The organism is uncultured Stenotrophomonas sp., assembly GCF_913778665.1.
In the GTDB taxonomy this organism is placed as follows: Bacteria; Pseudomonadota; Gammaproteobacteria; order Xanthomonadales; family Xanthomonadaceae; genus Stenotrophomonas.
This window is the reverse complement of the sequence record NZ_CAJYVQ010000002.1, coordinates 156,941-182,594: the sequence shown is the minus strand read 5'-3', so window position 1 is coordinate 182,594 and position 25,654 is coordinate 156,941. Positions and strand designations below refer to the sequence as shown.

General features: G+C 67.4%; 28 protein-coding genes and 1 pseudogene. 21 read left to right on the top strand and 8 right to left on the bottom strand.

What is annotated here, in order from left to right; genetic code table 11:
- Positions 1-52 precede the first annotated feature (52 nt).
- Together QZ853_RS01675 and QZ853_RS01670 are read right to left on the bottom strand one after the other, a co-directional pair.
- Positions 53-2,077 carry an alpha/beta hydrolase gene (locus tag QZ853_RS01675; protein WP_295570204.1) on the bottom strand — a complete coding sequence of 675 codons (2,025 nt, stop codon included), beginning with the start codon at positions 2,075-2,077 and terminating at the stop codon, positions 53-55.
- A complete protein-coding gene (locus QZ853_RS01670; RefSeq protein WP_295571123.1) occupies positions 2,077-3,051 on the bottom strand; it encodes a DUF4105 domain-containing protein in 975 nt (324 codons plus the stop codon). The genes QZ853_RS01675 and QZ853_RS01670 overlap by 1 nt, the downstream gene beginning before the upstream one ends.
- Before the next feature lie 172 nt (positions 3,052-3,223).
- On the opposite strand from QZ853_RS01670, the gene QZ853_RS01665 reads away from it, so the two are divergent.
- On the top strand, positions 3,224-3,628 hold the full coding sequence (locus QZ853_RS01665) for a GFA family protein (protein ID WP_295570203.1): 405 nt from the start codon (positions 3,224-3,226) through the stop codon (positions 3,626-3,628).
- Between the two features lie 275 nt (positions 3,629-3,903).
- On the opposite strand, the gene QZ853_RS01660 is transcribed toward QZ853_RS01665, so the two are convergent.
- Entirely contained in the window at positions 3,904-4,767 is an 864-nt protein-coding gene (locus QZ853_RS01660; RefSeq protein ID WP_295570201.1) for a DMT family transporter, read from the bottom strand.
- 132 nt (positions 4,768-4,899) lie between these two features.
- Between QZ853_RS01660 and QZ853_RS01655 the strand changes: the two genes are divergently transcribed.
- Both QZ853_RS01655 and QZ853_RS01650 read left to right on the top strand, forming a co-directional pair.
- Positions 4,900-6,279 carry a PLP-dependent aminotransferase family protein gene (locus QZ853_RS01655; RefSeq protein ID WP_295570200.1) on the top strand — a complete coding sequence of 460 codons (1,380 nt, stop codon included), beginning with the start codon at positions 4,900-4,902 and terminating at the stop codon, positions 6,277-6,279.
- Positions 6,280-6,391: 112 nt separating this feature from the next.
- A pseudogene (locus tag QZ853_RS01650) lies at positions 6,392-6,598 on the top strand (MFS transporter); the annotation flags it as partial.
- 9 nt (positions 6,599-6,607) lie between these two features.
- Here QZ853_RS01650 and QZ853_RS01645 read toward each other — a convergent pair.
- The 4 genes from QZ853_RS01645 to QZ853_RS01630 form a co-directional block, all read right to left on the bottom strand.
- The gene (locus QZ853_RS01645; protein ID WP_295570198.1) at positions 6,608-8,113 is read right to left on the bottom strand and encodes a PepSY domain-containing protein; all 1,506 of its coding nucleotides are present in this window, start codon (positions 8,111-8,113) and stop codon (positions 6,608-6,610) included.
- 11 nt (positions 8,114-8,124) lie between these two features.
- Entirely contained in the window at positions 8,125-10,263 is a 2,139-nt protein-coding gene (locus QZ853_RS01640) for a TonB-dependent receptor (RefSeq protein ID WP_295570196.1), read from the bottom strand.
- A 128-nt stretch (positions 10,264-10,391) separates the two neighbouring features.
- Positions 10,392-10,784 carry a DUF2946 family protein gene (locus tag QZ853_RS01635; RefSeq protein WP_295570195.1) on the bottom strand — a complete coding sequence of 131 codons (393 nt, stop codon included), beginning with the start codon at positions 10,782-10,784 and terminating at the stop codon, positions 10,392-10,394.
- 139 nt (positions 10,785-10,923) lie between these two features.
- Entirely contained in the window at positions 10,924-11,178 is a 255-nt protein-coding gene (locus QZ853_RS01630; protein WP_295570193.1) for a hypothetical protein, read from the bottom strand.
- A 723-nt stretch (positions 11,179-11,901) separates the two neighbouring features.
- Here QZ853_RS01630 and QZ853_RS01625 point away from each other — a divergent pair.
- The 5 genes from QZ853_RS01625 to QZ853_RS01605 all read left to right on the top strand — a co-directional run bounded on the left by QZ853_RS01625 (position 11,902) and on the right by QZ853_RS01605 (position 15,952).
- Entirely contained in the window at positions 11,902-14,238 is a 2,337-nt protein-coding gene (locus QZ853_RS01625; RefSeq protein ID WP_295570191.1) for a VapE domain-containing protein, read from the top strand.
- The gene (locus tag QZ853_RS01620) at positions 14,238-14,498 is read left to right on the top strand and encodes a hypothetical protein (RefSeq protein WP_295570190.1); all 261 of its coding nucleotides are present in this window, start codon (positions 14,238-14,240) and stop codon (positions 14,496-14,498) included. The genes QZ853_RS01625 and QZ853_RS01620 overlap by 1 nt, the downstream gene beginning before the upstream one ends.
- Positions 14,499-14,588: 90 nt before the next feature.
- Positions 14,589-14,816, top strand: coding sequence for a hypothetical protein (locus tag QZ853_RS01615; protein ID WP_295570187.1), 228 nt, complete (start codon positions 14,589-14,591; stop codon positions 14,814-14,816).
- A 40-nt stretch (positions 14,817-14,856) separates the two neighbouring features.
- Positions 14,857-15,423 carry a hypothetical protein gene (locus QZ853_RS01610; RefSeq protein WP_295570185.1) on the top strand — a complete coding sequence of 189 codons (567 nt, stop codon included), beginning with the start codon at positions 14,857-14,859 and terminating at the stop codon, positions 15,421-15,423.
- A gap of 145 nt (positions 15,424-15,568) precedes the next feature.
- Positions 15,569-15,952, top strand: coding sequence for a hypothetical protein (locus QZ853_RS01605; RefSeq protein WP_295570184.1), 384 nt, complete (start codon positions 15,569-15,571; stop codon positions 15,950-15,952).
- A gap of 48 nt (positions 15,953-16,000) precedes the next feature.
- Here the strand turns inward: QZ853_RS01605 and QZ853_RS01600 are convergent, their stop codons facing one another.
- Positions 16,001-16,294, bottom strand: a complete 294-nt coding sequence (locus QZ853_RS01600) for a hypothetical protein (protein ID WP_295570182.1) — start codon at positions 16,292-16,294, stop codon at positions 16,001-16,003.
- Positions 16,295-16,308: 14 nt separating this feature from the next.
- Here QZ853_RS01600 and QZ853_RS01595 point away from each other — a divergent pair, with 14 nt between their 5' ends.
- The 13 genes from QZ853_RS01595 (at position 16,309) to QZ853_RS01535 (ending at position 25,652) form a co-directional block, all read left to right on the top strand.
- Entirely contained in the window at positions 16,309-16,737 is a 429-nt protein-coding gene (locus QZ853_RS01595) for a helix-turn-helix domain-containing protein (protein ID WP_295570180.1), read from the top strand.
- Complete coding sequence (locus QZ853_RS01590; protein WP_295570178.1) at positions 16,734-17,084, top strand: hypothetical protein; 351 nt, start codon at positions 16,734-16,736, stop codon at positions 17,082-17,084. Before QZ853_RS01595 ends, QZ853_RS01590 begins: the two co-directional genes overlap by 4 nt.
- Positions 17,081-17,566 carry a glycoside hydrolase family 104 protein gene (locus QZ853_RS01585; RefSeq protein ID WP_295570176.1) on the top strand — a complete coding sequence of 162 codons (486 nt, stop codon included), beginning with the start codon at positions 17,081-17,083 and terminating at the stop codon, positions 17,564-17,566. The genes QZ853_RS01590 and QZ853_RS01585 overlap by 4 nt, the downstream gene beginning before the upstream one ends.
- A complete protein-coding gene (locus QZ853_RS01580) occupies positions 17,563-17,940 on the top strand; it encodes a hypothetical protein (protein ID WP_295570174.1) in 378 nt (125 codons plus the stop codon). Before QZ853_RS01585 ends, QZ853_RS01580 begins: the two co-directional genes overlap by 4 nt.
- A complete protein-coding gene (locus QZ853_RS01575; protein WP_295570172.1) occupies positions 17,915-18,187 on the top strand; it encodes a hypothetical protein in 273 nt (90 codons plus the stop codon). Before QZ853_RS01580 ends, QZ853_RS01575 begins: the two co-directional genes overlap by 26 nt.
- Before the next feature lie 82 nt (positions 18,188-18,269).
- Positions 18,270-18,824, top strand: coding sequence for a hypothetical protein (locus QZ853_RS01570; RefSeq protein WP_295570170.1), 555 nt, complete (start codon positions 18,270-18,272; stop codon positions 18,822-18,824).
- Positions 18,821-19,411 (top strand): phage baseplate assembly protein V, encoded by a 591-nt coding sequence (locus QZ853_RS01565; RefSeq protein WP_295570168.1) that lies wholly within the window; start codon positions 18,821-18,823, stop codon positions 19,409-19,411. Before QZ853_RS01570 ends, QZ853_RS01565 begins: the two co-directional genes overlap by 4 nt.
- A 52-nt stretch (positions 19,412-19,463) precedes the next feature.
- Positions 19,464-19,802, top strand: coding sequence for a GPW/gp25 family protein (locus QZ853_RS01560; protein ID WP_295570166.1), 339 nt, complete (start codon positions 19,464-19,466; stop codon positions 19,800-19,802).
- Between the two features lie 2 nt (positions 19,803-19,804).
- Entirely contained in the window at positions 19,805-20,701 is an 897-nt protein-coding gene (locus QZ853_RS01555) for a baseplate J/gp47 family protein (RefSeq protein ID WP_295570164.1), read from the top strand.
- 223 nt (positions 20,702-20,924) lie between these two features.
- Positions 20,925-21,473, top strand: a complete 549-nt coding sequence (locus QZ853_RS01550; RefSeq protein WP_295571120.1) for a phage tail protein I — start codon at positions 20,925-20,927, stop codon at positions 21,471-21,473.
- Positions 21,474-21,480: 7 nt separating this feature from the next.
- Complete coding sequence (locus tag QZ853_RS01545; RefSeq protein WP_295570162.1) at positions 21,481-23,682, top strand: tail fiber domain-containing protein; 2,202 nt, start codon at positions 21,481-21,483, stop codon at positions 23,680-23,682.
- 1 nt (position 23,683) lies between these two features.
- Positions 23,684-24,343 (top strand): hypothetical protein, encoded by a 660-nt coding sequence (locus QZ853_RS01540; protein ID WP_295570160.1) that lies wholly within the window; start codon positions 23,684-23,686, stop codon positions 24,341-24,343.
- Between the two features lie 106 nt (positions 24,344-24,449).
- Entirely contained in the window at positions 24,450-25,652 is a 1,203-nt protein-coding gene (locus QZ853_RS01535; RefSeq protein ID WP_295570158.1) for a phage tail sheath C-terminal domain-containing protein, read from the top strand.
- The last annotated feature ends 2 nt before the right edge of the window (positions 25,653-25,654 follow it).

Below are 25,654 nucleotides of genomic sequence, written 5' to 3'. Positions count from 1 at the left end.
GGACGTGGTCGGGCGCTACCGAAAGACGAGCCACGCCCGGCGAACGCGGCGGTCAGGGCGTGCTGGCGGCGCCTACATCATCGATGTCCCGGTGCAGGATGCGGCGCACTTCCAGTACCGCCTGCGGGGTCTCCTGCACGCTGTGGCCGGAGATGATCACCTTCTCCGACAGCGCGCCCGGCAGGTGCGCACTCCAGTACGGCACCAGCCCGTCATCGGATTTCTCCACCGGCAGTTCCGGTTTGCGCTGGGCGATGATCGAGTGGTACTTCAGGCCGGCCTCGATCGGCAACTGCGCGGCGGCCTTCACGAACGGATCGCTGGCCTTGAGGTTGTCGATGCTGTTGGGAATCTTCGGCTTGGCCGTGCCATCGACCTGCTGTTCGGCCTGCGCCAGCGCCATGAACACATCCTCGAACTTGCCGAGAATGGTCAGCGGCAGGCGCACCAGCCGCCCGATCAGGCGGCCGACCTTGTTGCCGGCGATGTCGGTGCCCTGGTGTGGCGCGGCGATGAAGATCGCACGCTCCACGTTCGGCTGCGCCTTGAAGTGCAGCAACGGCCCCAGCTTGCTCTGCACGCGCTTCAAGCGCTCACCCTTCAGGTCGTAGTTGGCCAGCAGGTCATTCCACAGCACGTCGCCCGAATCGCTGACCAGCAGGCGCGCCAGCACGCCGCCCATGCTGTGCCCGATGTAGACCATGTCCTTCGATGCACGCGTACTGCCGTTGGGATCAAAGTGCCTGAGCGTATCGTTGAACGCGTTGGCGATCTCGTAACGGTTCAGAGCGATCGGCGCATTGGTCGGGTAATAGACCTGCCAGACCTGGAACTGCTGGCGCAGCTCGGGATCACCCATGATCTCGTTGGCCAGGTTCACCCATGCTTCCGGGCTGCTGGCCAGGCCATGCAGCATGAAAATGATGCGCCGGTTCGGGTCCCAAGGCTGCATCAGGTAGATGTGCGGTTCGCCGATGCCCTCGCTCATGCCGAACAGGGTGCGCAGCGATTGCCGGGCGAAGCCACTCTGCGCCAGCCACAGGCCGTAGGCAGCCGTGAAGTTGCCGGCCAGAGGCACCTGTTCGCCGTGCAGGGTGATGCGCTCGGTGGCTTCCGGCGAATAGGCGTCCAGCTCGACCCGGCGCGTGCGCATCACGTCTTCCAGGCTGCTGCCCTCGAAGCGCAGCAGCGCAGTGACGTTGATCGAGGACATCTCGCTGAACTCGGGCACCGAGCCGTCATGGCGATGGCGGCGGCCACGGTGCGCGTCGTCGCCGTCGTCCTGCGTGGTCTCTGCCTTCGGGCCATCGGGTGCGATCACCGGTGCGACCAGCTTCGGTGGGTCCATCACCATCACCAGCTCCGCGCCGAAACCATCGCGGCGATAGGTGCTGCGCAGGCCGACGAAGCTGACGGTACCGGCCGGCACCAGTTGCGCCGGGATGCTCTTCAGGTTCAACTGCTGGTAGTTGGAGGCCAGCGACCAGCTGCCGACCGAAACCGGCTTCGTGTAGTCCTCGCCGGCAAGAGCCGCCGCACGCGCACGCACGAACAGCACCACCGCTGCTTTCTCGGCCGCGTAGTTGTAGTAGTCGCGCACCTGCGTCTGCCGGTCTTCGAAGGCACGGTCGGATGGGGACCTGCCGCTATAGAACAGATACGCATACGCGTAACGCGCCGCTTCCAGCCAGGCATCCAGCGCCGCATCGCTCATCGGCGGATCGCCGGCAACGGCCTTCTTCGGCGTCAGTGCCAACGCCGCCTTCACCCACAATTCGGACAGCGCCGACAGCCGCTGCTCGACGTTGAGGTCATCGGTCATCAGCAGCGTGCTGCGGCAGACCAGGAAGTCCTTCTCGCACTGCGACTCGTCCAGGCCCGCCGCGCTGAGCGTCTCGCGCGAGGCCGGGCTGAGCTTGCCGGTGTTGAGCACGTCGGCACGCTTGTTGACCAGCGAATCGCTGGACTTGACCTGCTTGACGGTGACCATCGCGCAACCGCTGCTGCCCAGCAGCAGGAAGGCAGCGAACAACACCGGCAGCAGGCGCTGCCAGCGGGATGGGAAGAATCGGGTCATTACTGCGGGTCCTGCTCGGTGCCGGGCACGCCCTGGCGGATCACGGTGGAGAAGTGCGGGCCATCGCCCAGGTCCAGCGCACGCTGGGTGATGCGGCCCTTGTCGTGCAGCTCGGCGTACGGCACGCCTGGAGTGAGCGCGCCGACCTCCTGCGCGTACTCGGCCAGATAGCCGGACAGCAGCAGCCGGTAGTCCAGCGGCAGGCGCGGCGCAATGTGGCGGGCCAGGTCGAAGACGATGGTGGTGCAGTTGCTGGTCAGCGTGTTGTAGAAGCCGGGCGTCGCGTCCAGTTCGCGGGCCTGTTCGATGTAGGCCGCGAACAGTTCCTTCAGCTGTGCACGGTCCATGCCGTGCAACCGGTACAGGTAGACGTCCTCGCCACGCGCGTTGGTGCGGGTGCGGATGATGTCGGTCTCCTCCGAGGCGACCAGGGTCATCTCGAACTTGCGGAAGAAGCCACCCAGTGCCGAGAACGATTCACCGCGTTCCTTGCGGATCTCCAGCGAGAACACCACATGGCGGCCATCGTCGAAGCCGAATGAAATCAGCGTGTGGGCGATCGCCGGGCCCATCCAGTACGACAGCACCAGGTCGGCCGAGCGCAGCTGGTCCAGATCGTACTCTCGGCGCACCCAGTGTGCGTCGTAGTCGGTCTCGCTGCGCCAGCTGAAGTCACGCACATTGTCGAGCACCACGTGGCGGCCATCGAAGGACACTACGTGCAGGCGCTGGGCCACATCGTCGGCCCATACGCGGTCCTGGCGCGGGGTCAGCAGCAGCCACCACAACGCGGCCAGCGCCAGCGATGCAGCGAACGCCAGGCGCAACCGGCGTGAGCTGCGGCCACGCGCGATCGTCCACGCGCCCCACAGCGCGGGCAGCAGCCACAACAGGGCCACAGCGATAGCCAGCCAGCCCGGCGCCGGCAGCTGGTAGGCCAGCAGCCCGGTCACCCACAGCGCCGCCAGCGCCAAGGCACTTCCTGTCATCCAACGTCCTGCGGCGTTCACTGGCATCCTGTAGCGGTCTCGAAGCCGCATAGTTAGCCACAAGCCGCATCAGCGTGGCATCTACGGTCCGTTCAGGGGCGCTGGCGCACCGTCTGCGTCGGCCGGGTCAACCGCGTTCCATTCAGCAGGAGTAACGATGGGCATCACTTCCGTGGCCGGCGTTCCGGTCCAACCCCAGCACCGGGCGACCTGCCACTGCGGCACCGTCGAGCTGCTGCTGGACCTGCCGGATGGCATCGTCGATCCCCGCCGCTGCGACTGCTCGATGTGCCGGCGCCGTGGCGCCATCGCCGCCAGCGTCACCCGCGAGGGCCTGCAGGTGGTGCGCGGGCAGAACCACCTGCAGCTGTACCAGTTCAACACGCATGTGGCCGAGCACTATTTCTGCGGGGTCTGCGGCATCTACACCCATCACCGGCGGCGCTCCAACCCCGACCAGTACGGCTACAACGTGGCCTGCCTGGAAGGCATCGATCCGTTCGCTCTGGGCGTGATTCCGGTCAACGACGGGGTCAATCACCCATCGGACCGCACCGGCTAGTGAGGGGAGCGCCGGGGCGGCGCGGCAACCTTCTGCCAGGGCGCCATGCCGCTTCGGCCGGCCCGCACCGGGCGCTTCAGCCAGGGCCGCCGCGGTGAGGCCGGGGGCTCGGTGGTCGCGTCGGCGGCGGACAGAGGTCTACGGCTGGGCCAAAACTGGTCGAGCAGCCACATGGCGGGTCTCCGTGGGGGACGGGGACGATCAACACTAGGCGTCGGCCGGCATAGGCAGCGTGAGTGGAAAACGACAGGGGGATGACGGCGGGGCGCCGCGCCTCAACGGCTGAAGCGACGGGCGCCTGCCACGCAGATCACCGCGACCACGGTCACCAGCACCATGCTGAGGCTGACCGCCTCGTGCAGCAGCAGCGCCGCCAGGGCGAGACCGAAGAACGGTTGCAGCAGCTGCAGCTGGCCTACTGCAGCAATGCCGCCCTGCGCCAACCCGCGGTACCAGAACAGGAAGCCGAGCAGCATGCTGAACACCGCGACATAGCCCAGCCCCCACCATGCCGATGCAGCGACCGCGGCAAGCGAGGCTGGGCGCATCAGCACCGTCAACGGCAACATCACCGGCAAGGCCAGCAGCAACGCCCAGCTGATCACCTGCCAACCGCCGAGATGACGGGCGAGCCGGCCACCTTCGGCATAGCCCAGCCCACACACCACGATCGCCGCCAGCATCAGCAGGTCGGCCTGCAACGACGCCTCGATGCCGTTGCGCACCGCATAACCGGCCACGCAGGCACTGCCCAGCAACGAAAACAGCCAGAACGCCGGGCGCGGCCGATCGCCACCGCGCAGCACGCCGAACACCGCAGTACTCAGCGGCAGCAGGCCGAGGAACACGATGGTGTGCGCCGCCGACGCGTGACGCAGCGCGAGCGCGGTCAGCAGCGGGAAGCCGACCACAACGCCGAGGCTGACCACCACCAGCCCCGGCAGGTCGCCGCGCCGCGGCCACGGCTGGCGCAGCAGAAGAAGCAGGCCGAGGCCGAGTACGGCGGCGATGGTGGCGCGCGCGGCGGTGACGAACCCGGCATCCAGCTGCAACACCGCCAGCCGTGTCGCCGGCAACGAGCCTGCGAAGATCACCACACCGATGAAGCCATTGATCCAACCGCTCGCCGACCGTTCCACGCTGATGCTCCAAGGGTGCCGGGCGGTCCCCGGCGGGATCTCCATGGAAGCATCCGTAGCCGGATCGCCCCAGCTACAATCCAGCACAGTTGCAAATAACTGTACTGATTACACTTCCATTACAGTTCCGCCATGCCGCGCCCGCTGACCCGCATCGAAACCGTCATCCACGCCGTCCGCAGCCGTATCAGCGCACGGGTGGATGGGCCCGGCTCACGCCTGCCTTCGGTACGCGCCCAGGCGGTGGCGATGGGCGTGTCGGTGTCCACCGTGGTCGAGGCCTACGAGCGCCTGGCCGCCGAAGGCGTGATCAGTGCCCGTGCCGGTTCCGGCTTCTACGTCAGCGGCCCGGTGGCACCGCTGGCCCTGGCCGCGATGGAACCGCGCATGGACCGCGCAGTGGACCCGCTGTGGGTGTCGCGGCAATCGCTGGAAACACCGCCCGGGCACCTCAAGCCGGGCTGCGGCTGGATGCCCAGCGAGTGGTTGTACGAGGAGGGCATGCGCCGCGGCTTGCGTCGGCTGGCGCGGATCGACGTAACGCATCTGGTCGACTACGCCGGGCCACTCGGGCTGCCCGCCCTGCGCCAGCTGCTGCAGCGGCGTGCCGCCGTGCTGGGCATCGACGCGCCGATGGAGCAGATCCTGCTGACCGAATCGGGCACGCACGCGGTCGACTTGATCTGCCGCTTCCTGCTCAAGCCCGGCGACTGCGTTCTGGTCGATGACCCGAGCTACTTCAACTACCACGCCCTGCTGAAGGCGCACCAGGTGCAGGCGGTGGGTGTGCCCTACACGCACACCGGCCCGGATCTTGAAGCATTCGCCCAGGCCTTGCGGGCGCATTCGCCGCGCCTGTACATCACCAACTCCGGGCTGCACAACCCGACCGGTGCGGTGCTCTCCGGCAGCACCGCGCACCGCCTGCTGGGCCTGGCCGAACGCAGCGAACTGATCATCATCGAAGACGACATCTTCGCCGACTTCGAACTGCAGCCGGCACCGCGGCTGGCCGCGCTGGACGGACTGTCGCGGGTGATCCACGTCGGCAGCTTCTCCAAGACGCTGTCGGCGGCGTCACGTTGCGGTTACATCGCCGCGCGCCACGACTGGATCGAGGCGTTGACCGACCTGAAACTGGCCACCAGCTTCGGCGGCGGCCATCTGGCGATGCAGCTGATGCACATCGCACTGACCGACAGTGGCTACCGCCGCCATATGCAGTCGGTACGTTCGCGCCTGGCGGATGCGCGCCGGCATGCGCTGCGGAAACTGCACGCGCTGGGCATCACACCATGGCTGCAGCCGGAAGCCGGCCTGTTCCTCTGGTGCCGGCTGCCCGATGGCCGCGACGCCGCTGCGCTGGCACGGCACTGCCTGCGCGAGGGCATCGTGCTGGCACCGGGCAATGCCTTCAGCCAGTCGCAGCGCGCGGCCGACTATCTGCGCTTCAACGTTTCGCAGTGCCAGGATCCTCGGATATGGCAGGTGTTGGCGCAGGCGCTGCGCTAAGCGCATCGCGCCTTGAATCGTGGTCCCGTCGCCGCCATCACCCGGGCATTGCCCGCTGCTGGCCCCAGAGCAGGAGACCGCGCTGCTGCAGGAGGCGGGTTTCGACGGCGTGGCGCTGTTCTCGCTGGCCGGCCACCAGACCCGCATGCCCGGTGCGCTGGCGATCACCGCCGTTTCCACGCTGGGTTTTGCCGGCATCCTTGCGGGCCCGGCACTGATCGGTTTCGCCGCCAACCACTTCGGCCTGATTGCCGCGTTCATCGGCGTAGCGACCGCACTGTTGCTGGTGGCGCTGTCCACGCGCTGGCTGCGGGTGTAACCCGGAAGATCAACGCCGTCGACGCCGTAACTTCATCCGCAAGCGCCGATAGCCGATCACCGCGGCGGTCGCGCACAACGCCGTGCCCGCCACGCTCAACAGCAGCAACACGCCCAGCCGCGTGCTGTGCTGTCGCAGCATCGTTGGCAGGTCCCAGCTGTGCAGGAAGTAGAACAACCAGCGCCCCACCCGCTCACGATGCCCCATCGTCAGCACCGGATCGCCGGTCGCCAGATCGAGATAGACGCGCGTCGCCTCGTCATCGCCAAAGTCTGCCACTGCCACCGGGAAGCGGCGTACCGCTGCGCCGTTCATGGCCTCGGGCGCGCGCGGATAGAAGTAAGCGTCCGGCACGTACAGGATGCGGAAGTCCTGCAGCGGCGAAGGCGACATCGTGCGTACCTGCTGCTGGACGAGCGCCGCAGGCAACACGGGCGCCACCCGGAGTCTCCCGTCTACAGCGGACACAATGCGGGTGTCCCCCTGGCCGTCCAGCAGCACCGCGAACAATTCGCCGCCAATGCGCCGCCACTGGATCTCCACCGGCCGGAAACGCACGTCAGCGGCCGCCGCCAGCAAGGCGAGCGGCTCGCCCAGTGCGCTGTCCACCGCCACGCTGTCGCCGCGATAGCGCCCGGCATCGATCGCATCGCGGCTACTGTTGAACACGCCCAGCGGGTTCATCGACATCAAGCCGCTGAAGATCCAGGTGAACACGAAGGTGGCCGCGAGCAGTCCGACCAGGTGGTGCCAACGCATCCACGGCTCTACGTAAGGCGTCTTCGCGCCCGACCGGTAATGACCACGGAAGCGCCAGCGCCACACACCGACCACGATGCCGCTCACCGACGCTAGCGTGCACAGCGCCGACAGCACGATCACCACCCACGTCCACACCGGGTCGACCGACTGCATGCGCAGGAAGTACAGCCAATGCAGCCACGCGCCCACGTAATTCCAGCCCTGTTGCACGCGCGGTGCGTCAAGCACTACTTCGCCGGTATGCGAAGACACGTACACATCCCCCGGCTGCTTGCCGCCCACTTCGACCCGGTACAGCGGCCGATGCGCGTCCAGCGCGCGCGAATGGGTCCAGCGGTCCTCATCCACGCGCACCGCGCCAACGAAGGCCTGCCCACCGGCGAACTGCGCGGCCGACGCTTCGGCACGCTGCGCCGATACCGGCAGCAGAGCTTGCCCGGTCTGCGCCGACCAAGCCCCCACGTGGCTGCCACTACGCACCACATAGGCGGGCTCTCCACGCAGCGTCGTCAGCGCCACGCTTTCCGGCTCAGCCTGCACAGCCGCCGGTAACGCCGGCAATCCAAGCAGCCGGTGCGCATCGCCCAGCACCGGCAACGCTGCCAGGCGTTCGCCCGGCGTCAGCTTCGGGTAACCGATGAACAGCATCACCATGCCGCTGACGAACCACAGCAGCATCAGCAGGCATCCGCCGATGCCCAGCCAGCGGTGCACCAGATAGGTCCAGCGCGTGGCGGTGGATCGCAGCGACATGGCCGGCGTCCTCAGAAGCGATGGTCGAGGGTGAACTCGACGCGCCGGTCCGCACCCAGCAGCCACTGCGTGCTGGTGTAGTACGCGGTGGCGTAGTACACCTTGTCGAACACGTTGAACAGCCGCGCGGACAGGCGCGTGCGCGGTGCCGCCTGCCAGCTCAGCGCCAGGTCGGTGGTGCTGTAGCCGGGCAGTTCCAGCGTGTTGGCGTTGTCGGCGTAGCGCTTGCCGACGTAGCGCGCGCCGCCGGCCACGGTCCAGTCGGGCAGGAACTGCCAGCTCAACCACACGTTGGCCAGGCGTTCGGCCACGTTCGGCGGCACGTTGCCATCGCGCGAGACCAGCACCGCCGGCGAACCGGTGGTTTCCAGGAAGTCCTCGAACTCGGCCTTCAGCACCGTGGCGTTGGCATCGAGCGACCACCGTGGCGCGAAGTTCCAGTTCAGCGAGGCCTCGATGCCACGGGAGGTCTGCGCGCCGACCTGCACGCGGCGATCGGGCTGCAGCGGGTCGCGGCTGAGCAGACCGGTCTTGCGGATGCGGTACGCGGCCAGCGTCCACTCGCCGCCATCGAAGGCCTGCTTCAGGCCCACCTCCATCTGCCGGCCCTTGGCCAGGTCGAACGCGCCGTTGGCCGGGCTGATCATCAACAGGCCACTGACCGGGTCGGCCGCCTGCGAGTACTGCGCGTACAGGCTCAGCGTCGGGCGCAGTGCGAACACGGTGCCGGCACGCCAACCGGTGCTGTTGTAGGTTCTGGAGAACGCGTTCTGGCCACTGATCAGATCGGTGCGATCGATCTGCGCGCGATCGTGGCGCAGCCCACCCAGCACCGACCAGCGCTCGCTCAGTGCCAAGCGGTCTTCCACGAACAGCGCGTACTGCTCGGCACGGTTACGGTAGCGCGGCAGATTCGGCGCATCGCTGGCAAACAGGCCCGGCACCGGATCGAACGGGTCGACCGGGCCCGAGCTGCCGGCATAGGTGTTGTTGGTGTGCTTGAAGTGCGCGCGATTGGCGTCCAGCCCCACCGCGAAACTGTTCAGCAGGCCGCCCACTTCCCCCTGCACGCGCAGCGTCGAGGTCAGCCCGGTCTGGTCCTGGTTGTGGGTGATCTGGGTGTTGCCGGAGCGGTCGATCAGGCCGGTGCGCGGGTTGTAGACATAGGCCTCGGCATTGCGCCAGTCGCGCTGGCTGTCGATCTGGTAGGCACGGGTGCGCCATTCCACGTTCGCGTTGGGCGTCCACAGCGCATCAAGCTGGGTCCAGCGGTCGCGGAAGCGGATCTCGCTGTCTTCCACGTTGTAGTTGCGATGGCGCAGCGCGTCCCGCTGGCGGCCGTCAATCAGTGGCGTGCCGAAGTGGCGCATCGGCGCCTGGTAGCCCTGCGCGTGGGTCAGGGTCAGCTGCAGGTCCGTGCGTGGCTGCCACAGCAGCGCGCCGGAGAAGGTGGCATCGCTGTTGCGCCCGCGGTCGACCCAACCGCTGCTGTAGTTGCCACTCAGGTCCAGCCGATACGCCAGCTCGGGCGTCAGCGCGCCACCGCTGCCGAAACCGAGCCGCGCGGTGTCCTCGCTGCCGACGGTCACACTGATCTCGTTCTCGATCGCGCCGCGCGAGGGCTTCTTCGGCACGATGTTGACGACGCCGCCGATGGCACCGTCGCCATGGATCACCGAGGCCGGTCCGCGCAGGACTTCGATGCGCTCGATCGACCAGGTATCGAACGGGAAGGTGATGCCCACGCCGCCGTACTGGCGCAGGCCGTCGTACAGGCGCATCACCGAGGCGCCATCGGTGAAGCCGCGGCTGGACAGCGCGCTCAGGCCGTTGCCCGGGTGCGGCATCGCACTGATCGCGCCGGCCCGGCTGATGGCATCGTTGAGGTTCGTGTCACCGCGCTGCTCCAGCTGCTCGCGGCGGATGACGGTGATCGCGGCCGGCGTCTGCAGCACGCTCAGGCCCAATGCGGAGCCGGCGCTGGTGCTGGAGGACAGCTCACTGCTGCGGGTGTCGACCACGCGCACGGTATCCAGCGTGGTCGGTGGTGCCGCGTCGGCAGCGAGCGCGGGCGCGGTGTGCAGCAGCAGCGCGCAGGCAACGGGCAATGCCGCCCGGCGAAGTTGGGCGGAGGTGGGGTTCGTTTTCATTTGTTCACGGCATGCAGGGCCACCCCGCAATGGCAGGGCAGCTCAAGGAGTTCGGGAAACGCGCACGCAGTAGTGCCAGGCCATGCCTGGCAGCTCGGAAGAATCAATCCACCGGCGTACGCGCGGTCTCAGACGGCCATGAAGACCGGCGGCCCTCGCGCGCCCAATGTGCCGCAGATCCGCTGCGGCAACGCCTGCACCGCACCGCACAGCGCGCGACATATCGATGCCATCGGCACCAGCAGCAGCAACGCCGCCACCAGCAGGGTGATCAAGCGGGCGGCGATCAGGCAGTAATCGCAGTCCACGCCCATGTCGTGCTCGGCATGAGGATCGGCGGGCGGTTTCGTTGCGGCCTCGCCGTGCTGCATCGCCATTGCGTGGTGGTCGTGATGGCCTTCCACCTGCTGGACGTGCTGGACGTGCTGGGCGTGGTCCATCGCCGCTACCGGTGCGGCAGCCGCGGCATGGCCGTGCGCCAGCCAGCGGCTCACCAGCGGGGCAAGCAGCACCAGCAGCATGGCAAGCCACGCCAGGGCCTGGAACCGGCGGTGGAGGACAGAATGACGCACCCCGCCATTCTACGGGGCCGCGCCCAACCTTGGACGCGGTTCAGGGTTTGGCCCCTGCGACACGGTGACGCAGGGGCCAGCATCGACGCTAGAAGCGCGACGGCTGCTGCACCGCGCGTTCCAGGAACATCACCCCCGCCTGCAGGCTGTTGCGGGCGTTCTCCAACCAGCGCTCCGGATCGGCCACCGCGAATCGCTCCTGTGCATCGACATCGCCCGAGTCGGCCAGGTCGGCCAGCTGGAGATGGATATGGTGCTCCACCAGGCTCACCATCACGGCAAGCTCGGCCGACAATCCGGCGATGCGTTCGGTGAAGCCAGCGTCGTTGCTGTTCAGAGACATGTCCCCTGTTCCTATGCGTTGCGGTGTAGATGGATGGCTTCGAATCGCTCGGCGCAGGCTGGCCCGCAGAACAGCCTAGCCGGATCGTTGTCGAAGTCTTCGCTGCAGTCCGGGTTGTGGCATTCCCCAATGGGTGTGAGTGGGGCAGCGCGGCTGGCCCGCGATGCGTGCTGGGCCAATGCGCGTTGCAGGTGGCGCGCTTCCAGGTCCTGCGCTTCGTCGATGGTGTCCGTCATGCCGGTCGTATTTTATCGAGGGGTGGTCGCACCGATTGAGAACGCCGCAGCAGCGCGCAACGACGCAGCATTGGCATCGGATCGAGGGGCGGATTTGCAGTGGATTTCAGGCATGCAGACTCCTTGTGCATGAGGGCCCGGGCGAGCGCGGGATGGGTTTAAGGGCCGCATCGAACGGCGATGGCATCATCGGAAAAACGGTTCTCGCTACCTGCGACGCAGCGTCGCGGGAAGCGCGATCTGCGATGGCCATCGCGGAAGCACCGCGACCCAGGACGCGACATCGGCAATGGGGACACAAGGTGTCGAAAGGTGTTGCCAAAGCAAGTCTATTCCGACACCATGGCCACGTCATCACCTCCCACCATCCACTGCCTGCTCCGTGCCGGGCCGCCGCCGTGCGGCCCGCGCAGGGCAGCGATCAAACGGCGTCCGTGTCCGTGCCGGTCGCCGGATACCGCACCACGTTGCAAAGGGGGCCCATCGAATGCACGCACCGCATCCAGCACAGGACATCGTTCCGGCGTTCCTGCAGGCCATGCACGCACACGGCATCGTGCCGGACGCGCGCGGCCGCGACGCGCTCGCGGCCGATGGCACCCTGGTGCGCTTCCACGTCGAAGGCGACCGACGCGGCACACGCAACGGCTGGGCCGTCCTGTTCGGCGACGACCTGCCCGCGGGCGAGTTCGGCAGCTGGCGCACCGGCAGCCGCCACACCTGGTGCGCCAAGGCGCCACTCACATTGACGGCGGCCGAGCAGCGCGCGATCCGGCAACGCCAGGAGGTGGCCCGCAAAGATCGCGAGCGGCAGCAGCGCGAACGCGAGGACGTCGCTGCCAAGGCCGCGAACGTACTGTGGAATCGCGCCCTGCCCGCAGATGCCAACCATCCTTACCTGCTGCGCAAGGGCGTCGGCGCGCATGGACTGCGGGTAACCGCATGGCCGGTGCGCAACAGCGACGGCCTGGTGTTCCGCCACATCGACAATACCCTGCTGGTGCCGGTGATGAACGCTGCGGGCCGGATCGTCTCGCTGCAGGCGATCTTTCCGCGCACCGACCCGGCGCTCGGCCGCGACAAGGACTTTCTTGCCGGTGGCCGCAAGCAGGGCTGCTTCCACGTCATCGGCAAGCCGCGTCCGGACCATCCGATCGCCATTGCCGAGGGTTATGCCACGGCCGAGTCGATCCACCAGGCCACCGGCTGGTGCGTGGTAATCGCCTGGGACGCCGGCAATCTGGCCGCGGTCGCACGCGCCTGGCGCACCAACCTGCCGGATGCGACCTTCGTGATCTGCGCCGACAACGACCAGTGGACCCGGCAGCCGGTCGACAACCCCGGCGTCAGCCAGGCAACCCACGCCGCCGCCGCGATCGACGCACGCGTGGTGTGGCCCGAGTTCGCCACCCTGCACGGTGACGACGACCACCCGACCGACTTCAATGACCTGCACCTGCGGCAGGGCCTGGACGCCGTGCGCGCACAACTGCTGCCCGCGCCTGCCGTTGCAACGGATGAAACACGGGATAGCGACCACCGCATGTCGACCGCCGACGCAGGCTATCTGGTACCCGGCAATCTTTCCGCGTTTGACACGTTCACCCCGTTCCCGGACAGCAGCGCACGCGGCCGGCCGCTGCCTACCGCCCGCAACCTGGCCGAGCTGTGCCGGCGCACCGGGGTGACCGTGCGCTACAACGTGATCCGCAAGGATCTGGAAATCCTCGTGCCTGGCCTGCACACCACCGTGGACAACGCCAAGGAAGTCGCGGCCGGTGAAGTGATGGACTGCATGCATCGCGCCGGCATGGCCACCGCCAGCTTCGAGACCAACCTGTGCCAGGTGGCCGAAGCCAACCCCTACAACCCGGTCGCCAGCTGGATCACCTCGCGGCCCTGGGACGGGCAGCCGCGCCTCCAGGCGTTCTTCGACACCGTGCAGGAAGCGCAGCCGACACGCATGGCCGACGGCCGCATCCTCAAGGAGGTGCTGATGCGGCGCTGGCTGATCTCCGGCGTGGCCGCCGCGTTCGAACCCGATGGCGTGGTCGCGCGCGGCGTGCTCACCTTCGTGTCGAAACAGAACCTCGGCAAGACCCGCTGGGCGCGGCAGCTGGCACCGCCCGAACTGCAGCTGATCGCCGACGGCGTGGTGCTCGATCCGGCCAACAAGGACAGCGTCAAGCAGGTTATTTCCAAGTGGATCGTCGAACTGGGCGAAGTCGATGCCACCTTCCGTCGCACCGACATCGCGGCGCTGAAATCATTCATCTCGCGCAGCCACGACGAGCTGCGGCGCCCGTACGCGCGTACCGAATCGCGCTATGCCCGGCGCACGATCCTGTTTGCCAGTGTCAACGACGAACGCTTCCTGCGCGACGCCACCGGCAACACCCGCTGGTGGACCGTGCATGCCGTGGCCCTGGGCGAACCGGCACGGATCGACATGCAGCAGGTCTGGGCCGAGGCGCATGCGCTGTACTGCAGCGGCGAGACCTGGCATCTGTCCGGCGAGGAGCTGGACGCACTCAATGCCACCAACAGCGAGCATGAGCCGATCTCGCCGATCGCCGAGCTGATCGACCGCCACTTCGACTGGTCGACCCCAGCCGAACACTGGAACGCCGCCTACCGCGCCACCGAGATCGCCATCGTGGTGGGGATCGACAAGCCGAACCGTCGCGACGTCAACGAGGCGGCCGCCTATGTGGTCAAGCGCCACGGCGTACGCACCAAAGTAGTGGGCAAGGAGCGCGCGAAGGTGTGGCTGATGCCCCCTCGCAAGCGCAGCCTGGCCGAGCATGCGGCAGGACCGTTCTGATGCCCCGCACGCACGATGGCCAGTCGATCGACAGCGGCAGCCACGCATGGCGGCAGCACTGCGAAGCCCGGCATCTGCTGCAGTTGCCGGGCTACCGCTGCATCGACGCGGCGGGCCGCTGGATCACGGTCAGCGCGCGTCGGCACCGCCAGCAGTACCTGGAACGCGTCCTTGCGGCGCGTGGGCAGCAGGAATGCGAGCAGTTGGCCGCGCTGGCACTGCGCCTGTGGATGGCCACCGCGCCCGGAGAACCGGACTGAGACGATAGTAGATGCAAGGTGTTGACTAAAGATGCACACGGGGGCAAGATGGTTGCATCGGCCCCAGCGGCTGCCAGGAGCGTCTCCGTCATGCCCCGTCCCCGACTGCATGCCTTTGAAGGCGAGCAGCTGACCGTGCAGCAGATCCACCAGCGCGTCCCCGTCCTGTCTCAGCGAACCATCCGCGATCACCTGGCCGCCGGGCGTCGTACCCGTGTGGCCATGCTGTGCTTCGATCCGATCGCCGCCGCAGCACGCGGAGGGCGCATGACCCAGCGCATCCTGCGCGCCCGCAGTACTGCCGGCCATGATTCCTGAGCCACCGGCACCTCCGACTTCTTCCAGGAGCAATTACCGCATGATCCCCGCCTCGCTTGACAGTGGCCATCGCATGATCGCCGACACGCTGGCCGCGTTCCGCACCGGTCCGATGCGCAGCAGCGTGGTGCTGCGGCCCGCGCCGCAGGCGCGGCCACCGCTGTACATCGGTATCGCCGGTGGCAGCGGTGCCGGCAAGGACACTCTGGCCAATGGGCTGGCGTCGGCGCTGGCGCTGCCGTGCGCCAGCTTCGCACCGCACCCGTTCGGGCTCAACCGGCGAGAGCCGGACGGCGCCCGAGAACAGGCCATTGATCGGCGCGGCGATGACGTGCATCCGGAACTGCGGCTGCGCTCGCTGTTCGCACGGCTGCCAGCAGGCGGCCTGGTCCCCGACCTCCGCTTCGCCGATGAAGCCCGCGCGATCCGGCGCCACGGTGGTGTGGTGGTCCGCATCAGCCGGCCTGGCCACGCCTGCGATGGCGGCGCAACCGACGAGCCGCTGCTGCCGGCCGAACTGGTCGATATCGAAGTGAACAACGACGGCTCCCCATCCGACCTGGTGCGACGGGCGCTGGACCAGTTGCTGGGCCGCGGTGTGATCTGAACGCGCCGCCGGGGCGTGGTGCTCTCCCGCCCTCGCCCAGATTGCGCCCCATCACCGACGAAAATGCGGTATGGTCGTCCCCCGTCGGTGACGGCACCTGTCGTCACCCTGCATCCCCCAACCCCGTTTGCAAAGAGGAAACATCATGGAGGTCGAACAGTTCACGTCGACGCGCCTGAAGGCCATCGCGTTGTTCAAGTCCCAGCCCAAGGGTGGCAAGGACAACGTGAGCCTGGATGCGATCTTCATCGCGCTGTGCTCGCAGGCCACTGCCGCAACCCCTGCCAGCAGTGCCGGACAGCCGCCCGCCGTGGCACGCCCCGGCCGCCAGCAGCCGCCGGCCCCCTGGTTCACCGAAACGCTGGCGGCACTCAAGGGCAAGGGCGAGTCGGTGACGGTCGCGCGCTTCCTGATGTTCGCCAACCGGTTCCCGGTCAAGCGCATGGACCAGGTCAATGCCGCACGCTGGCTGCGCGACGCTGGTTTCATCCCGCGCAAGACCGGCGGCAATCTGGTCTTCGATCTTTGACCCAACGTCACCTGCAGTCCTGAAGCCCCGGCATCGTCCGGGGCTTTTTCATTTCAACGCCTGCGTGCACCACATGAATGAGTACCTGCCACCCGGCCCGTACTCCCCCTGTACCTGCCCTTCCCCTTGATCTGCACCGGCTCCTGCCCGGTGAGGACAAGGCGTCGTGCAGAACGGAAACATCAGCGGCATGGCGGCCCATTGCACAGCGTCGGCAAGCACGGCAGCGCGCTGCTCACCCGTACTCGCCCTGCGGCTGAACGCCTTCAGCGGATCAGAAACAAAGTAGATGAAAGGTGTTGACGCAATCAGCGGGATGGCAACAGTGGAGATCAATGCCACTGAACACATTTCCCATGAACGCCCTGCCCGACAGCATCCAGACTCTGGCCGAGGTCATCGGCGAATCCGCCGCCCTCACGCTGGTGCGAGCGTGGCCGCCGACCACCTCCAGCGCCACCGGCCGTCACCGCGTCATCGTCTACGTTCCTTCCACGCTACCCGATCAGCACCGCCTGATCGACATCCTCGGCCGCGACGACGCCCAGCGCCTGGTCGCGCACTTCGGCGGCGAACTGTTGTTCCTGGCCTCCTGCTTCGCCGCCGGTGCGCACGAACGCCGCGAGCGGATCGCGCGCGCGGTCGCCAGCGGCATGCCACGCGAGCATGTCGCGCGTGAGTTCGGTGTCTCCCAGACCACCATCAAGCGCGCCCTGCGCGATGCCCGCTGCACGCCGCCGCCCCCGGTTCATCCGGCACTGCTCAAGGGGTACATCCGCGCATGAACGAGGCCGATCTCCTGGCCGGCGTGCCGGACTGGGCCAAGTACCTGGGCGGAACCTCGGGCGTGCTGATCGCGGTCTCGCTGTGGCTGCGCCAGTGGCTGTCGTCGGCCAAGGTCGACCGCACCGCCGATGCAGCCACCAGCAATACCCTGCGCACCCTGCAGGATCAGCTCGCGGCCGAGCGCACCCGCGCCGATGGGCTGATGCACGAGCGAGAGGCGATGGCCCAGGAGATCGGCCAACTGCGTGGTGAAGTCAGTGCCCTGCGTGCCCAGATCGCCCAGCAGAGCGTGCAGATAGACGCGCTGCTGGACCTGGTGCGCAAGCAGCCGGCCGCTGCGGCATGACCGCCGCTGCCGCCAGTGCTCTCGGGGGCGCGAACGTCGCCGCGTTCCTGGACATGCTGGCTGTCTCCGAGGGCACCGACATTCCCGCCCAGCGCACGCGCGATCGTGGCTACGACGTGATCGTCGGTGGCCAGCTGTTCAATGACTACCGCGACCACCCGCGCATCCTGGTGGCACTGCCGCGCTACGGGATCAAGTCCAGCGCCGCCGGCCGCTACCAGTTCCTGCGCAGTACCTGGGACGATCTGCGCGCGCGCCTGCGCCTGCCCGACTTCGGTCCGGTCTCGCAGGACCTCGCTGCGGTCGCCCTGCTCAAGCAATGCGGCGCCTTCGAACTGATCCGTCTCGGGCGCTTCGATGATGCCGTGGTCGCCGCGCGGCGCATCTGGGCATCACTGCCCGGGGCCGGTTACGGGCAGAAGGAACACACGCTGGAGACGCTGCGCGTGGCCTATCGCACCGCCGGTGGGCGCCTGGCATGACGCCGCTTGCACTGCGGTTGCGGATCGGCCTGCTGCTGCTCATCGGCAGCCACGCAGGCTGCGCCTGGCTGGGCTGGACGCTGCGTGACCGCAGCGCCGAACTCGCCCACGCCAACAGCGAGACGGTCCAGCAGGCTGCACGCGCCGACAGCGCGCAGGCCGCGCACCAGCAGGACCTCGCCAATGCCCGGGCCGGCGCCCGCGCCGAATCGCAGCGCCTGGCCACGCAGGCCGAGCGCACCCGCCAGTTCAACGCCCTGCAACGGGACATCGACACCCATGCCAAGACTCCTGGCCGCGATCGCGGCAATGCTGATGCTGAGTTCGTGCGCATCTGGCGCCAAGCCAATGCCGGCGGCGCACTGCCGCGTTGATCTGGCCATCGCGCCGGCGCAACTGCGTGCCGCGCCGGCACTGCCCGACCTCGACGGCGCCGACGACAGTGCACTGCTGCGCAATCACGTGGCGGTTGCAGGCCAGTACCACGCACTGGCCGATCAACTGCACGCCCTGCTGTGCAGCCTCGCCGAGCAGCGCGGCATCACCCTCAACGGCGCAGAACCGCTGAAGCCCGCCGGGTGTGGAAGCACCGCTGCGCGACCCGCCGCGTCCACGCGCTGACCCGGCCACGCCTGCAATGCCGCGCAACGGCAGCGATGGCAACACTGGCCACGCACCTTTTCCATTCAACGCACGAGCTGACATGGCGATCGACTCCTCTCCTCCTCCGCTGGATGCACTGCTTGCCGCCATTGAAGCAGCCATCCATGCGCGCTTCCCGGACTTCGCAACCGTCGAGTTTCATCGCGAGGCCAGCACCGAAGACATGCCGACACCGGCCTGCCTGCTGGCGATGACCCGCTGCGACCGCAGCAGGGACAACACCGATGGCAGCGGCCTGATGCAGTCCCTGCTGCGCTTCGAGGCCCGCGTTGTGTTGCCGACCGCCGCACCCGCTGCGGCACTGCAGCTTCGCAATACCGCCGTTGAACTGGCCACCTGGCTGCATCAGCGCGGCCGCTTTCCCGGCGTGGCCAGCGGCGCGATCGACGTGATCGCCGCATTGCCCGAAGACGCCGCGACGGCGCAACCGGGCCTGCGCAGCTGGATCGTCGAATGGTCGCTGCCAATGGCTCTGGGCAGCAACGCCTGGGAAGAGACCGGCGGCGTGGTGCCGCGCGCCAGCTTCAGCTTCGCGCCGGAGATCGGCCGCGCCCATGAGCTCCGCTACCAGCCGCTGCCGGAGCGCTCGCCATGAGCGCCGAGCACGCGCGGCTGATCGGCAATCTGCTGATGATCGGCGTGGTGCGCGAACTGGATGAAGCGGCAGCGCGCGTGCGCGTCGATGCCGACGGCATGCTCACCGACTGGATTCCCTGGCTGGAGCGCCGCGCGGGGCCGGGCGTACGCAGCTGGTGCGCGCCCGAACCAGGCGAGCAGGTCGTGCTGGCGTGCCCCTATGGCGACCCCGGCCAGGCGCTTGTACTCGGCAGCCTGTACCAGGACCGCTTTCCGCCGTCGGCCGACTCGCGCCTGCGGCAACGCACCGCGTTCGCCGACGGCAGCATCGTCGAATACGACCAGGAAACCACCACGCTGAGCATCAACGTCGGCCGCGGCAAGGTCATCGTCAGCTGTGCAAGCGCGCAGGTGATCGCCAGCGAATCGGTGCTGATCGACACGCCGTCGCTCAAGGCCACCGGCGACCTGGAGGTGACCGGTGCAATCAGCGCCGGCAAGGACATCAGCACCCCCGGCGAGATCAAGGCCGGCGCCATCGGCCTGAAGGCGCACAAGCACACCGCGCAGGGCCCCACCGCACCCACCACACCGGCGCAGGCCTGAGCGGCCACACCTGCAATGCCCTGAGAACCCGCACTCCACGACGATAAAGGCCATGCGAGGAATCGACGCCAACACCGGCAAATCACTGGATGGGCTCGCCCATCTTCACCAGTCCGTGCGTGACATTCTCACCACGCCCCTTGGCTCCCGCGTACTGCGCCGCGAATACGGTTCACGCGTGTTTGAACTGATCGATGCGCCGACCAACCGCTCGCTGCGCATGGACCTGATCGCAGCCACCATCGACGCACTCGCGCGATGGGAACCGCGTCTCCACGTCGAGAACGTCGACGTCTCCCTCCCCGCCCCCGGCGTGATGATCCTGGCAGTGACCGGGATCCACCTGCCGGACGGCGAGGCCATCACCATCGAAGGAATCGAGGTTCGCTAACCGTGGCATCCGGCTCGTTCACCAGTGTCAATCTGTCCCAGCTGCCTGCACCGGCGGTCATCGAAGTGCTCGATTTCGAAGCCATGTTCGACGAATCGCTGACCGCACTGCAGGCCCTGGATCCCACTTTCGACGCGCTGCTGCCGTCGGACCCCGCCTTCAAGATCCTGGAGGTCTGCACCTACCTGCGCCTGCTCGATCGCCAGCGCGTCAACGACGCCGCGCGTGGCGTGATGCTGGCTTATGCCGGTGGCAGCGACCTGGACCACCTCGCCGCGATCTTCGGCGTCGTCCGCCAGGTACTCGACCCGGGCAAACCGCAGGAAGGCGTTCCTCCTCGATATGAAAGCGATGAGGACTTCCGCCGCCGCATCCAGCTGGGCCCGGAAGGATTCAGCGTGGCAGGACCGGAAGGTGCCTATGTGTTCCATGCGCTGAGCGCGGACCCGCGCGTGCTCGACGCCAGTGCGACCAGTCCCGCCCCCGGCGAAGTCGTGGTCTCGGTGCTGTCGCGCGAAGGCGATGGCACCGCTACCCAGGGCCTGCTCGACATCGTCGAGGCGAAGCTGAGCGCGGATGACGTGCGACCGCTGACCGACCACGTGCTGGTGAAGCCGGCAATGATCGTCAACTACACGGTCGACGCCACGCTGTTCACCTTTGCCGGCCCGGATTCGCAGGTCGTGCTTGCCGAAGCGCGCACCCGCCTGGACCGCTACATCAGCGAGTCACATCGTCTCGGCCGCGATGTCACCCGTTCGGGGTTGTTCGCCGCATTGCATGCCGAGGGCGTACAGCGCGTGGAGATCGTCCATCCAGCTGCAGATGTGGTGGTGGACCGCACCCAGGCCACGCACTGCACCGGCGTGACCCTGACCCATGGCGGCACCGATGAATGAGCCGAGCACGCGCCTGATCAACGCGCGCCTGCGCGGCGCGATCGATGGCCGCAACCGCACCTTCCGCCACCCCGGCGGCGCGCTGGCTAGCCTGCAGGCGGTGTACCGCACCGATGCGCAGCGGCGGCAGCCACTGCAGGGCGTCGCCATCGAGGGTGGCCTGGTCACCCTGGCCGCTGCACCAGCGCCCGGCGAGGTCATCGATGGTGACGCCCAGGTGGTGGTGCCCTCGGCGGCCAACCTGCTGCCCGCCAACGCCACCCACGCCGAGCGCGCGCTTGCCCGCGCCATCGTTGCACGTCCGTTGCCGGTGGACATCACCGCGCTGTGGGATGCCGACCGCTGCCCGACCGCACTGCTGCCCTGGCTGGCCTGGGCGCTGTCGGTGGACGAATGGAAGGCCTACTGGCCCGAAGCCGTGAAGCGCGCCCGGGTGCGTGCAGCCATCGCCATCCAGCGCCGCAAGGGCACCGCCGGCAGCGTGCGCGACGTGGTGGCCGCCTTCGGTGGCTCGGTGCTGATCCGCGAGTGGTGGCAGCTGCAGCCCAGGGGCGCGCCGCACACCTTCGAAGCGGTGATGACCATCGCCAACCAGGGCGGCCAGTCGGCCACCGCGATGTTCGTCGAGGACGTCATCGGCGAAATCACCCGGACCAAGCCGGTGCGCTCGCACTTCACCTTTACCCAGGGCATGCAGGCCGACGCCGCCATCGGCGCACTTGCAGCCGCCCACGCCACGGCCTTCCGCCGCCTTCAACTGATCGGAGAGTAACCCCCGCATGCGCTTGAAAATCACCGATGCCGGCTTCGCCAAGCTGGTCAATCCGCCGAACACCGGCACCAACGCCGTGCTGATCACCCAGATCGGCCTGACCTCGACCGCCTTCGTGCCTTCGGCGGGGCTCACCGCGCTGCCCGGCGAGATCAAGCGCGTCGCCACCTTTGGCGGCCAGGCGGTGGGCGATGACACCGTACACGTCACCATCCGTGACGACAGCGCCACCTCCTACACGCTGCGCGGCTTCGGCCTGTACCTGGCCGACGGCACCCTGTTCGCCAGCTACGGCCAGGCGGATCCGATCATGGAGAAGTCGTCCGCGTCGATGCTGCTGCTGGCCACCGACACGCGCTTCAGCGGGATCGACACGACGCAGATCCAGTTCGGCGACGCCGACTTCCTCTATCCGCCGGCCACCACCGAGGTGGTCGGTGTGGTCGAGCTGGCCACCAGCACCGAAGCCGAAGATGCGACCGACACCCAGCGCGCGGTGACCCCGCGTGGCGTACGCGCCTACACCGACAAGCGCTTCGGTGCCAGCGCCCCGACCGCACTGGCGAAGACGCTGCTGTCTGCGGCGAACACCGCGTCGGCGCGCACTGCGCTGGAGCTGAAGAATGCCGCGCTGAAGGACACCGGGCATGGCAACGGCCTGGACGCCGATACCCTGGACGGCAAGCACGCCTCCGAGTTCGCCCTGGCCGGCGACTTCGCCACGGTGGGCCACAAGCATGTGATTGCTGATGTGACCGGGCTGCAGTCGGCACTGGATGGCAAGGCCTCCAGGGGCGGCAACACGTTCACCGACCAGCAGTTCATCAGCGGCACGTATCCGTTGATGGGCTTCGGTGCCGCCGGCGCCGAACAATCCTTCATCGGCGGCTGGGGCAATTCCAGCCTGTGGCGCGTATGGAGCGCAGATCGCAGTGCCAGCAGCGAGATCACCATCAAGCATGGCGATACGCCACGCTGGAATGGCTCGGCAATGTGGCATGCCGGGAACTTCTCGCCTGAAGCGAAGATGGACAAGAGTGGCGGGACGTTCACCGGCGCGGTTTCCATCTTCAACAACTCGCTGCGCCTGTCCGGTTGGGGCAGCACCGCGACCGATGGTGTCGTCTACTTCGGCAACGGCGACAGCTATCTCTTCAAGTCCGGATCCTCGTTCACCTTCCGCAATCTGGAAGGGGCGTACACCGCTACGCTCAATGCAGGCGGAAACATCTGGACCAGCGGCAACTTCGAACCTGCGGGCAAGGTCAACAAGTCCGGCGACACAATGACTGGCGAGTTGAAGAATCTCTCGCACATCACCGCCGGCCCGGCAGCCAGCAACAAAGTTCGCATCACCGTTTCCGGCGACGGTTTCCCGTGCATCATGGGTACCAACCCGGCTGTCGATGCATACGTGCCGATGAACTACTACGGTACGCGGCACAACTTCAACTCCGGGATTTTCGCCAGCGGGCCGTCAATGTTCCGCGCCGCGGGCGATTCCCAGCCAGGCATCCGATTCCACTCGCAGACTCTCAACGGCTTTCCACGTACAACGATTGAAGCCGTCACCGGTGACGGCAGCAGCTTCGCGGAAATGCATGCGATCAGCAACGGCTTCCACTTCTACAACCCCTCGTTGCGCCGTGGCATCCGCATGTCCAACTCTGGACAAGTCACCACTGCGCCGGAGTTTACCAACCCCGCCACCGGCATTACAGGTTTTGGCTTCACTTCGGAGGGCTCATTCGGCGGCGGATTCGGCATGCTGGACAACTCGATCCAGGGTGGATGGTGGATGGCCGCCGGCACCATGCAGTGGGGCATCAGCACCTATCCGAGCAGCATGGGTGCCGCAATGATCCTTGGCGGAAACGGCGTGCTTACCACAACGGGGGGATACGACTTCGGCTCCTCGCGCAAACTGAAAGACATCGACGGCGTGCAGCCATACGGACTCGCTGCGGTTGAACGCATGGAACTGGCCGCCGGCCACTACAAGCCGGAGTACAACGACGACGGTCGTCGCCGTCTGTTCTTCGTCGCCGAGCAGCTGGCCGAACTGGTGCCGGAAGCGGTCGACCTGGAAGGCGTAGAGTTCCAAGGTGAGCGCGTGGCATCGGTCAAGCTCGACCAGCTGCTGCCGGTGATGGCCAAGGCCATCCAGGAGCTGGCCGCCGAAGTTCGCGCGCTGAAGGCGGAGCGTTGACATGGCCAGTGGCTATCGCTCCGCGGGCATGGATTTCGATGACCTGTTCGATCCCTATGTAGAAGGTCCGCTGGCCCAGGATTCGGGCCGCCGTATCGGCGGCACCGACCTCAGCCGCCGATACGCACACATCCAGTACGGCAGCAAGCGTGCCGATGTCGGCCATCGCATCAACGGCATGGACGTATCCAACCTGTGGGCGGCCCGCGGCAGCGCCACCTACAGGCTGCCGTTCCATGGCAAGGGCTACTCGGCAAGCAATGGCGCCAAGACCAACTCCACCGGGTCGGTGTCGGCTACCGTCTCGATCCTGATCTATGCCGACGGCACCTATGCCATCCGCACGGGCGTCGCCGGTGGCGGCAATGGAGGCAGCTCAGTAGCAGCGTCGGGCCAGTGGCTTCCGGCAGGTGCAAGCGTTTCCGAGTACGAAGTGCAGATCACCGGCTCCTCGCCCGCCAAAGCTTCCTTCAGCACGAGTGCTCCCTCGTTCGTGCCGGCATCGGCGGCACCGTCGGCAGGCGTGTCGATCAGCGTCCCCGCCAGGTCCGCCAGCTACGAATCGGACAGCGTCAGCATTTCCGTCGCGCTGCGTCGTGCCGGCGGCAACGCGCAGGTCTCCACCTTCACCGCCAGCGTCAGCGCCTCCGGCTGGGTCTGATCGATCAGCGGGCCACCGCTGCAATTATCGCGACCGCCACATTCTCCGAACATTACCCCGTCGCCTGCACAAGCCGGCACACACCCACACCGAGGAAGAACCCCGAATGACCGAATTTCTCCATGGCGTACAGGTCGTCAACATCGATACCGGTGCCCGATCGATTGCCATCGCCTCCAGCAGCGTGATCGGCATCGTCGGCACCGCGCCGCTGGCCGACACCGAAGCGTTCCCCATCAACACGCCTGTCCTGGTGACCTCGCCGTCGCAGGCCGCCAAGCTGTCGGCCAAGACCGGCACTGAAGCCGGCACGCTGCCCGGTGCGCTCGACGCGATCTTCGACCAGTCCAGTGCCGTCGTCGTCGTCATCCGCGTCGAGAACGGTGCCAATGAAAGCGCCACCCTGGCCAACGTACTGGGCGGCGTGAACGCGCAGACCGGCGCCTACGAAGGCGTGCATGCACTGCTGGCCGCCAAGTCCATCGTCGGCGTCAAGCCGCGCATCCTGGTCGCACCCGGCTTCACCCACGTGCACCCGGCCGACCCGGCCAAGCCGGAGGCCGTGCTGGCCAACCCGGTCGTAGCCGAGCTGCTCGGCATTGCCGACAAGCTGCGCGCGGTGATCATCAAGGATGGCCCGAACAGCAACGACGACGCGGCCAAGAGCACCACCGCCCTGACCGGCTCCAAGCGCGTCTACGTGGTCGACCCGGCACTGCTGGTGCAGTCCGGCGATGCCATCGTCAGCCGCTATGCCTCCGCTGCCGTGGCCGGTGCCATCGCACGCAGCGACAACGAACGCGGCTGGTGGGCGTCGCCGTCGAACCTGGAACTCAACGGCGTGGTCGGCACCGCGCGTGCGATCGACTTCGGCCTGTCCGATGCCACCAGCCGCGCCAACCTGCTGAACCAGGCCAACGTGGCCACGGTCATCCGCGAAGGGGGCTTCCGCCTGTGGGGCAACCGCACCACCAGCATCGATCCGAAGTGGCAGTTCCTGTGCGTGGTGCGCACCGCCGACATCATCGCCGACAGCCTGGAAGCTGCCCACCTGTGGGCCGTCGACCGCGGCATCAGCAAGACCTACGTCGATGACGTGCGCGAGGGCGTCAATGCCTTCCTGCGCGGCCTGAAGACCCAGGGCGCGATCCTCGGCGGCAACTGCTGGATCGACCCCGAACTGAACGCAGCGGACAGCGTGGCCCAGGGCCGCTTCTACTGGGACTTCGACTTCACCCCGACCTACCCGGGTGAGCAGCTGACCTTCCGCATGCACATGAACAACAACTACGTCTCGGAGATCTTCTAAGC

Bases quoted from the DNA above. Each gene is read 5' to 3' on its own strand.
- QZ853_RS01675 (WP_295570204.1), bottom strand. From the start codon at position 2,077: ATGACCCGATTCTTCCCATCCCGCTGGCAGCGCCTGCTGCCGGTGTTG.
- QZ853_RS01665 (WP_295570203.1), top strand. From the start codon at position 3,224: ATGGGCATCACTTCCGTGGCCGGCGTTCCGGTCCAACCCCAGCACCGG.
- QZ853_RS01655 (WP_295570200.1), top strand. From the start codon at position 4,900: ATGCCGCGCCCGCTGACCCGCATCGAAACCGTCATCCACGCCGTCCGC.
- QZ853_RS01645 (WP_295570198.1), bottom strand. From the start codon at position 8,113: ATGTCGCTGCGATCCACCGCCACGCGCTGGACCTATCTGGTGCACCGC.
- QZ853_RS01640 (WP_295570196.1), bottom strand. From the start codon at position 10,263: ATGAAAACGAACCCCACCTCCGCCCAACTTCGCCGGGCGGCATTGCCC.
- QZ853_RS01635 (WP_295570195.1), bottom strand. From the start codon at position 10,784: ATGCTGCTGGTGCTGCTTGCCCCGCTGGTGAGCCGCTGGCTGGCGCAC.
- QZ853_RS01630 (WP_295570193.1), bottom strand. From the start codon at position 11,178: ATGTCTCTGAACAGCAACGACGCTGGCTTCACCGAACGCATCGCCGGA.
- QZ853_RS01625 (WP_295570191.1), top strand. From the start codon at position 11,902: ATGCACGCACCGCATCCAGCACAGGACATCGTTCCGGCGTTCCTGCAG.
- QZ853_RS01620 (WP_295570190.1), top strand. From the start codon at position 14,238: ATGCCCCGCACGCACGATGGCCAGTCGATCGACAGCGGCAGCCACGCA.
- QZ853_RS01615 (WP_295570187.1), top strand. From the start codon at position 14,589: ATGCCCCGTCCCCGACTGCATGCCTTTGAAGGCGAGCAGCTGACCGTG.
- QZ853_RS01610 (WP_295570185.1), top strand. From the start codon at position 14,857: ATGATCCCCGCCTCGCTTGACAGTGGCCATCGCATGATCGCCGACACG.
- QZ853_RS01605 (WP_295570184.1), top strand. From the start codon at position 15,569: ATGGAGGTCGAACAGTTCACGTCGACGCGCCTGAAGGCCATCGCGTTG.
- QZ853_RS01595 (WP_295570180.1), top strand. From the start codon at position 16,309: ATGAACGCCCTGCCCGACAGCATCCAGACTCTGGCCGAGGTCATCGGC.
- QZ853_RS01590 (WP_295570178.1), top strand. From the start codon at position 16,734: ATGAACGAGGCCGATCTCCTGGCCGGCGTGCCGGACTGGGCCAAGTAC.
- QZ853_RS01585 (WP_295570176.1), top strand. From the start codon at position 17,081: ATGACCGCCGCTGCCGCCAGTGCTCTCGGGGGCGCGAACGTCGCCGCG.
- QZ853_RS01580 (WP_295570174.1), top strand. From the start codon at position 17,563: ATGACGCCGCTTGCACTGCGGTTGCGGATCGGCCTGCTGCTGCTCATC.
- QZ853_RS01575 (WP_295570172.1), top strand. From the start codon at position 17,915: ATGCCGGCGGCGCACTGCCGCGTTGATCTGGCCATCGCGCCGGCGCAA.
- QZ853_RS01570 (WP_295570170.1), top strand. From the start codon at position 18,270: ATGGCGATCGACTCCTCTCCTCCTCCGCTGGATGCACTGCTTGCCGCC.
- QZ853_RS01565 (WP_295570168.1), top strand. From the start codon at position 18,821: ATGAGCGCCGAGCACGCGCGGCTGATCGGCAATCTGCTGATGATCGGC.
- QZ853_RS01560 (WP_295570166.1), top strand. From the start codon at position 19,464: ATGCGAGGAATCGACGCCAACACCGGCAAATCACTGGATGGGCTCGCC.
- QZ853_RS01545 (WP_295570162.1), top strand. From the start codon at position 21,481: ATGCGCTTGAAAATCACCGATGCCGGCTTCGCCAAGCTGGTCAATCCG.
- QZ853_RS01540 (WP_295570160.1), top strand. From the start codon at position 23,684: ATGGCCAGTGGCTATCGCTCCGCGGGCATGGATTTCGATGACCTGTTC.
- QZ853_RS01535 (WP_295570158.1), top strand. From the start codon at position 24,450: ATGACCGAATTTCTCCATGGCGTACAGGTCGTCAACATCGATACCGGT.